Origin of the sequence: Roseomonas chloroacetimidivorans (assembly GCF_049629625.1) — a bacterium.
GTDB lineage: Bacteria > Pseudomonadota > Alphaproteobacteria > Acetobacterales > Acetobacteraceae > Roseomonas > Roseomonas chloroacetimidivorans.
Genome location: NZ_JBNBZS010000066.1, coordinates 20,798 through 28,296 on the forward strand (window position 1 = coordinate 20,798; position 7,499 = coordinate 28,296).

6 protein-coding genes and 1 pseudogene are annotated in these 7,499 nt (G+C 63.8%); 5 read left to right on the top strand and 2 right to left on the bottom strand.

Annotation, left to right across the window (positions count from 1 at the left end; translation table 11 throughout):
- Nucleotides 1-80 precede the first annotated feature (80 nt).
- From ACO1BU_RS28290 to ACO1BU_RS28310, 5 genes and pseudogenes are all read left to right on the top strand, one after another.
- The gene (locus ACO1BU_RS28290) at nt 81-749 is read left to right on the top strand and encodes a putative pterin-binding protein (RefSeq protein ID WP_424139308.1); all 669 of its coding nucleotides are present in this window, start codon (nt 81-83) and stop codon (nt 747-749) included.
- Complete coding sequence (locus ACO1BU_RS28295; RefSeq protein ID WP_424139309.1) at nt 746-3,259, top strand: putative bifunctional diguanylate cyclase/phosphodiesterase; 2,514 nt, start codon at nt 746-748, stop codon at nt 3,257-3,259. The genes ACO1BU_RS28290 and ACO1BU_RS28295 overlap by 4 nt, the downstream gene beginning before the upstream one ends.
- Before the next feature lie 245 nt (nt 3,260-3,504).
- Nucleotides 3,505-4,265, top strand: a protein-coding gene (locus ACO1BU_RS28300) for an IS5 family transposase (protein ID WP_424139310.1) whose coding sequence is annotated in 2 segments (ribosomal slippage) — nt 3,505-3,831 and nt 3,834-4,265 — 759 coding nt in all. Because the reading frame shifts where the segments join, the coding sequence is not laid out codon by codon here.
- Between the two features lie 1,264 nt (nt 4,266-5,529).
- Nucleotides 5,530-5,847: pseudogene (locus ACO1BU_RS28305) on the top strand (transposase); the annotation flags it as partial.
- 130 nt (nt 5,848-5,977) lie between these two features.
- Nucleotides 5,978-6,238 (top strand): hypothetical protein, encoded by a 261-nt coding sequence (locus ACO1BU_RS28310; RefSeq protein WP_424139311.1) that lies wholly within the window; start codon nt 5,978-5,980, stop codon nt 6,236-6,238.
- A gap of 69 nt (nt 6,239-6,307) precedes the next feature.
- Here ACO1BU_RS28310 and rfbA read toward each other — a convergent pair whose 3' ends face one another.
- Complete coding sequence (rfbA, locus tag ACO1BU_RS28315) at nt 6,308-7,180, bottom strand: glucose-1-phosphate thymidylyltransferase RfbA (protein WP_424139312.1); 873 nt, start codon at nt 7,178-7,180, stop codon at nt 6,308-6,310.
- A 32-nt stretch (nt 7,181-7,212) separates the two neighbouring features.
- The coding region (locus tag ACO1BU_RS28320; protein ID WP_424139313.1) for a GDP-mannose 4,6-dehydratase at nt 7,213-7,499 on the bottom strand (287 nt) is incomplete at its 5' end.

Here is a 7,499-nt window from a genome sequence, read left to right on the forward strand (position 1 = left end):
GCGAGGGGACAAGAAGCCAGGCTTGACGCCACAGCACCGACCCGTTCGTGGCCCGACCGCAGGGACGGGCTGGTCCCGGGATGACCTTCCAGCACCTTGGCGAAGGCGGCGCCGCTCAAGCAACGCTACGCGAATTGGCATGGTTCATGGAGCCATCGCGACATGAAGACCCTGAATATTCGAGACGGACGGAGAAGACATTGACGGATCTGCGGATCGGCAAGCGCGTTCTGATGACGACGATCGGCATGGCTGCAGCCGCCATTGCAAGCCGTGCCCAGGCGCAGGCGAATGCGCCGACGCAGGCTTCCTCGCTGCCGCAGCCGAGCCAATCGCCGATTCTGCGCATCACGGGCAAGATCCAGGTGACGAATGACGGTGACGCGGCGGTTTTTGACCGGCCGATGCTCGCCAGCCTGGGCTCCGCCACCATCACCACTGTCACGCCGTGGTTCGACGGCCCGGTGCGGTTCGAAGGGGTTCCCATGGCGACGCTGATGAAGGCCGTCGGGGCAACGGGGGAAACGCTGACCGCCATTGCACTGAACGACTATTCGACCGACATCCCGATTGCTGATTTCGAGCGCTTCGGCGTTATTCTTGCCACTCAAAGGAACGGCGCGCCGATGCGGGTGAGCGAGAAGGGACCCCTCTTCGTCGTCTATCCCTATGACTCCGATCCGGCGCTGCGGACGCGCCTTTACTACAGCCGATCTGCCTGGTCGGTTGCCCAACTCGTCATTCGATGAGCGATCCGGGAGCCCTGGGCGCTATGTTGAACCGGGGCCCGAATGCCGACGCGGCACGCTCCATGGCGGAGCGTGGCCCGGTGTCCGCTTCCGGGCGCCGTATCCAGATCTTCCTTGTCGTTCTCGCGACGCTGCTGACGGGCGCGGCGGTTTACGCGTCGGGCCTTATCTTTGCCCGTCAGGAGGCAATGACCAAGCTCTCCCGTTACAATCTTAGTTGGACGGCCAGTCAGGCAGGGCAGGAGGTTGCCCGGCTTCAGGCGACATTGGGCGCCTTCGCGCTGACTCGCGGCGAGACTGAACGGGAGAACGTCGAGGTCTGGCTGGAGATCGCTGAAAACCGGGTCTCGGTGCTCCGCAGTGGCGAGACCGGGGATTTCATCCGCTCGCACGCCGAACTCAGCCATATCGTGGATGAGTTGGCCGCATCCACTGCCGCTGCCCGGGCCATGATGCCCACGCTGGATGATCCGGCCACGATCCGGCGGATGATGGTTCTGCTGCAGCGGCTGAACGCTCCGATGGCACGGCTCTCGTCAGTGGCGCATTCCTATGGCGCCGATCTGGCGGCGCAGGACACGGGGGATCTCGACCGACTGCAATGGTGGTTCTCCGGCCTGTTGCTCGGCCTGATCGCCTGCTGCCTGGCGCTGACGGCAATCGCCTCCTGGCGAAACCGGCTTCTCGTTCGGTCCAATGCCGAGGTGCGGGCTCTCGTGCGTGACCTGACGATCACGGGCGAGAATCTCTCCAGCGCGAATCATCGCGTGCAGGAGGCCATGGCTGCTCTGACCGAGCAGAACGAACAGCTGAAGGCGCGCGATGCCGAACTCCTACGGCAGAATCAGCTTTTCGATGCGGCGCTGAACAACCTGTCCCAGGGTGTCGTCATGTTCGATGCCGGGCATCGCCTCATCGTCTCTAACCGTCGCTTCAGCGAGCTGTTCCGGCTTCCGCCTGGTACGGCGGAGCCAGGTACCCATGCGGCGGATCTCCTAAGGCTGGCTGGTTCTTGCGACGGTTTTGGGAGCGCGGCGACCGAGGCTGCCTGGGCCAGACATCAGGAGCTGGCGGCCCGGTCCATGGCCTCCACTTTCGTGCGGGAAGACGAGGAAGGGCGCTCCCTCTCGATTTCGCACCAGCCGCTTACTGATGGTGGCTGGGTGGCGACTTATGAGGACGTGACGGAAAGCCGTAGGGCGGAAGCACGGATCCGGCATCTCGCGAATCACGACGCCCTTACGGGGTTGCCTAACCGTCGCCAATTCAACGAAAGGCTGGCGGAGGCGCTCCAGGAGGTTGGTTCGAATGTCGCCGTGTTGTTCCTGGATCTTGATCAGTTCAAGAACGTGAATGACACGCTCGGGCACCAGGCCGGTGATGAACTGCTCCGGTCCGTGACGGGCCGCATTCGTGAGATCCTGCGGGAGGGCGACATCATCGCCCGGCAGGGTGGAGATGAGTTTGCTGTGCTGGTCAAGGGCAAGGCGGCGCAGCCGGCCTATGCCGAGGCGCTGGCAACGCGCATCATCGAAGCCTTCGCTGCACCCTTCGAGCTTGCGAATTACCATGCCTCGGTCGGCGTGAGCATCGGCATCGCCAGCGCGGCCGCGCCCACGGCCAGCGCGGATTCCTTGCTCAAGCATGCGGATATGGCGCTCTACAAGGCGAAGGCGGCAGGCCGTGGAACCTATCGGACCTTCGAAGCTTCCATGGCGGCCGAATTGCAGCAGCGAATGGACCTGGAAGCCGATCTGCGCGGCGCCCTGGAGCGAGCGGAGCTGGAGGTGCATTACCAGCCGCTTTTCGATCTTCGGCGTGGGCATCTGAGTGGTTTCGAGGCCCTGCTCCGCTGGCATCATCCGGCGCGCGGCATGGTGTCTCCGGCCGATTTCATTCCAATCGCCGAGGAGACAGGCCTGATCGTGCCGATCGGCGGCTGGGTCCTGCGGCAGGTGTGCATGGATGCCGCGACCTTTCCAGCTGGAACGAAGGTCGCTGTGAATATCTCACCGGTGCAGTTCGCGGGCAGCGACCTTCTCGAACTGGTCCGCGATGCGTTGCTCACCTCCGGTTTTGCAGCGGCCAGTCTTGAGCTGGAGATCACGGAATCGGCCCTTCTGCAGGACAGCGAGGCCGTGATCGACACGCTGCATCGTCTGCGCGCCCTGGGGGTTCGCATTGCGCTGGACGACTTCGGGACGAAATACTCCTCCCTGACCTATCTGCGGAGCTTTCCCTTCGACAAGATCAAGATCGACCAATCCTTCGTTCGGGACATGGCGACCCGGGAGGACTGCCTGGCGATCGTGCGCTCTGTTGCGCGCCTTGCCACACAGCTCGGCATGACGGCCACCGCTGAGGGCGTAGAGACAAGCGCGCAGCTCGATCAGGTCCGCGAGGCGGGCTGCACGGAGGCTCAAGGGTACTTCTTCGGGCGGGCGGAGCCTGTGGAGAGTATTCGGCATCTGTTCGCGACCCGGCGGCCCAGCCTAGTCGCCAACAGCTAACGGCCGGGAAATCGAAGGCGTGCGGTCGTCGAGAGCAGATGGGTGTGGAGTTAAGGTTTCCCTTTGCCCTGCAACGGAGGGCCAGGAATGCACTAGTAGAAGCGTGCCTTCCGGGCGCCACTCTGGCTGGTAGGACCCCGGTGACGAACGGCGAGCACGAGTGTCGCCACTGGGCTGAGCACCTGATCAGATTGTTGATTGGATGAGGGTCTTCTGATTCGCTGCGTTTCTTCGGAGGAGGCAGCATGAGCGGATCAGAGTGGCTGAGCGACGAGGCTTGGGCGGTGATCGAGCCGCACCTGCCGAAAGGTCGTCCTGGCGCGCATCGGATGGACGACCGGCGGGTGATCAGCGGCATCCTGCACGTGCTGCGCTCGGGCTGCCGCTGGCGCGACTGCCCGCCGGAGTACGGCTCCGCAACCACCATCTACAACCGCTACAATCGCTGGAGCTCCCAAGGCTTCTGGAACCGCATCTTCGAGCGCCTGGCGGCAGCCGGGAACATTCCGGACGAGATCTCGATCGACAGCACGCATGTGAAGGCGCATCGCTCGGCAGCGAGGGCTAAAAATGGGGCGAAGCCGCGCAGGCGGTCGGCCGCTCACGTGGTGGGCGGAGCAGCAAGATCCACGCTGCGGCCAATGCTGAAGGCAAACCGCTTGTCTTCATCCTGACGCCCGGCAACGTCGCCGATATCAGCGTCGCTGCCTGCCTGCTTGACGGCATCGCACCGCCGCGCCGCGTACTCGCCGGTAAAGCCTACGATGCCGATCACCTCCGCAAGCCGCTGGAGGCCCAGGGTACCGAGGTGGTCATCCCCTCCACCCGCGCCCGCCGCAGGCCCCACCCGCTGAACCGCCGCGCCTATCGGGGCCGCAACGTCATCGAGCGCATGTTCGGACGCATGAAAGACTGGCGTCGCATCGCCACGCGCTATGACCGCCTCGCCAGGAACTTCCCGTCCGCCGTCGCACTCGTCGCAACCGCTTGTTTTTGGCTCACCTGATTGAGTCGGTAGCCTAGTAGGCGATGGCGCATCCTCAATCAGCTACGCCCGCCTCGATCTGTCCGTCTCAGCCGAGCAGCCAGGTTAAAGACCAGACGATGCCCAGCCACATCGATGTGGCAGCAATCGCGACTACCGGGCCACTGATGTAGAGGGGCAAACGTTCCGGTAAATCGTGGTTCTCCGAACTGAGCTCAGGCCGGATGGGGAGAGCGAATGCGGATCCGCCGATCGAACTCACGTGAAAGATCCTTTCGGAAGGGTAAGGGTATCGTCTAAAAAAATGAGATGAAGCGCAACTAAAGATTTGGGTCGTGGTTCTGCTGAGTTCGTGACCAGCGGACCCAGTTGGTGCGGAGCGGCGGGATGGTCGCACCGTGGAGCCCCCGAACGCTGCGATACATTCTGGCCACAGGCCTCAGCAGCCAGTCGGCGCACTTCGCGGGGCCGGCTGGCGGCTTTTTTGTTGAGGCACAATAATTCGGTGGATTGATCCGGGTTCTGTAACTTAGAACGTGCCCCGACCCGGGCCTTCGAGGCTTGGAAAGGACGGCCGGCATGTGGGAGGAGTGGCCCTCACCTGCCGGCCGTTTCGTGTTTCGAAATGCCGAGCTAGACTGCGGCTGCCTTTGGTCGGTGCCCACACATGGCCTTAACTGGCTGGGCAGTGGAGTGGCTTGTAGTGAAGGCGGGGGCCGAATCTGCCGGCTTCTTTTCGCTTTTGTAACCTCATCCAGACGAAGCTAAGGGCTGATGAGATGTGACCACTCGGTTGTACTTATCATGAGCAGAGCCGAGCTCCTCGGGTCTTCCCTTTAAGCGGCGTGGGCCTCCTCGTTACATTCGAACTCTTGCTTCGTGCATATCTAAGCCATGAGAAATGGAATATTGAGCAAGGCGAATGCAATCCGATCCGCGCTATCATTTGGGCGAGCTCCACAAGTTCCAGAGGGCGTTGGTGCAGGAAGCCAGGCCGGGTAGCCCAGCTCAGGCAATGCTGTTACGCTCTCGAGCATGCCCTTTAGGCATGGCGCTGCCCCCCCCGTCATCGCATTCCGAGGTTCCGTTGCCGGGTCCAGAACCGGCCTGCCTGCGAGGCTGGCCTGAAGCGGCGGGGGACCTGACGCTCTGGCTCCATGAGGATGCCATGGTAGGGTAGCAAGCGCTGCGGCGGACCATGCCCGGCGGCCAAGCCTGGTACTCGGACGCCGCAATCGAGCTCTGTTGACGCTGCGGCTCGTCTTCCACCTCGCCCTACCGCCAAGCTGAGGGCTTCGCCAACAGCCTAGTCCGGCTGCTCGGGCAGAAGTTGCGCGTTCCAGACCATACAAGCAGCGGCGGCGTTGCAGGCCGAAAGCATGCGGCCGCACCAGACGGCCCGATGCATCTGGTGATCGACAGCACCGGGCTAAAGCTGTTCGGGCAAGGCGAGTGGGATGCGGCGAAACACGGCCGGAAACGCCGGTCCTGGCGCAAGTGGCATCGGGCCGTGAACGCCGGCACGGGCGAGATCGTTGCCTCAGTACTGACCGATAACGCCGCGGACGACGCGGCGAGATGCCGGTGCTGCTCGCGCAGATGAATGGCCAGATCGCGAGCTGACGGCGGACGATGCGTATGATGGCGAACCCGTCTACCAGGCCATCGTGAGCCATCAACCTGACCCTCCACCCGAAGTCATCATCCCGCCGCGTGCGTCAGCGGTGGTCAGCATGGAAAACGCCGATGCGCACACCCGGCGCGATCGGTACATTCAATTCATCACCGAGAAGGGCCACATGCGTTGGCAGGAGGCGACCAGCTACGGAAGGCTCGCACTCGCGGAGACGGCGGTCGGGCGCTACAAGGCCATCATTGGCCCGAAGCTGCGCGCCCGCAACTTGCTGGCGCAGCAGGCCAAGACCGCGATGGCCGTCGAGGTCCTCAATCGCATGATCCGGGCCGCAAGGCCGGTTTCAACCCGCATCGCTTGACGCAGGTCTGCACAGCAGCCCTGCTGCGAACTTACTGATCTCTGTGCGCCAGCACCCCGATTGCCGTATCTAGCGCCGCTGCCCGATTAGCCCTTCCAAGTACCCGCCATAGCCGCTCTTGCTCTGCTTCGCAGCCAGGGCGCGCAGGGCGTTGTCGTCAATGAAGCCCATGCGCCAGGCCACCTCCTCCGGCGCGGCCACCTTCATGCCCGTGCGCTTCTCGACGGCACGGACGTACTCGCCAGCCTCGAGCAGGCTGTCATGGGTTCCGGTGTCCAGCCAGGCATAGCCGCGCCCCAGGCGGATCACGCGGAGCGAACCTTCCTCCATGTAGAGGCGATTGAGATCGGTAATCTCCAGCTCGCCGCGGGGGGAGGGCTTGATGGTGCGGGCCAAGGCAGAGGCACGGCCATCATAGAAGTAGAGGCCGGTGACGGCCCAATCCGAGCGAGGCTTCGCTGGCTTTTCTTCCAACGAGATCGCGCGGTAGGCCTCGTCGAACTCCACCACGCCGTAGCGGTGCGGGTCTGCGACGCGATAGGCGAAGACCGAGGCGCCTGGGCCGTCGAGCTTCGCCTCGGTCAGGCGTTCATCCAGTTCATAGCCGTGAAAGATGTTGTCCCCGAGCACGAGGGCGGAAGGCGAGCCGGCCAGGAACTCCTCGCCGAGGATGAAGGCCTGGGCCAGGCCGTCGGGGCTATCCTGCTGCACATAGGAGAGGCGGATACCCCATTGTTCGCCGGAGCCGAGCAGGCGCTGAAAAAGTGGCAGGTCATGCGGCGTGGAGATGATTAGGATGTCGCGGATCCCGGCCAGCATGAGCACGGAAAGCGGGTAGTAGATCATCGGCTTGTCGAAGACCGGCAGAAGCTGCTTCGAGACGGCCAGCGTGGCGGGATAGAGCCGGGTGCCGCTGCCGCCGGCGAGGATGATGCCCTTCATGGCGTGGGGTCCGTTCCGATGATGACCAAGCGTCAATCGCCCTTCGGCCCGATGGGCGTGTCGAGCAGCCCGAGGCGCTCGCCGCTGTACTTTTCGCGCAGGGGACGCCACCAGGCCTCGTTGTCGAGGTACCATTCGATGGTGCGCTCGATGCCGCCCTCGAAGGTGACGCCGGCATGCCAGCCCAGTTCGCGCTGGGCCTTGGTCGGGTCGATGGCGTAGCGCCGGTCGTGGCCGGGCCGGTCGGGCACGAAGGTGATCAGATCCCGGCGCGGGCATGATCCGGGGCGCAGGCGATCCAGCGTGTCGCAGATGGTGC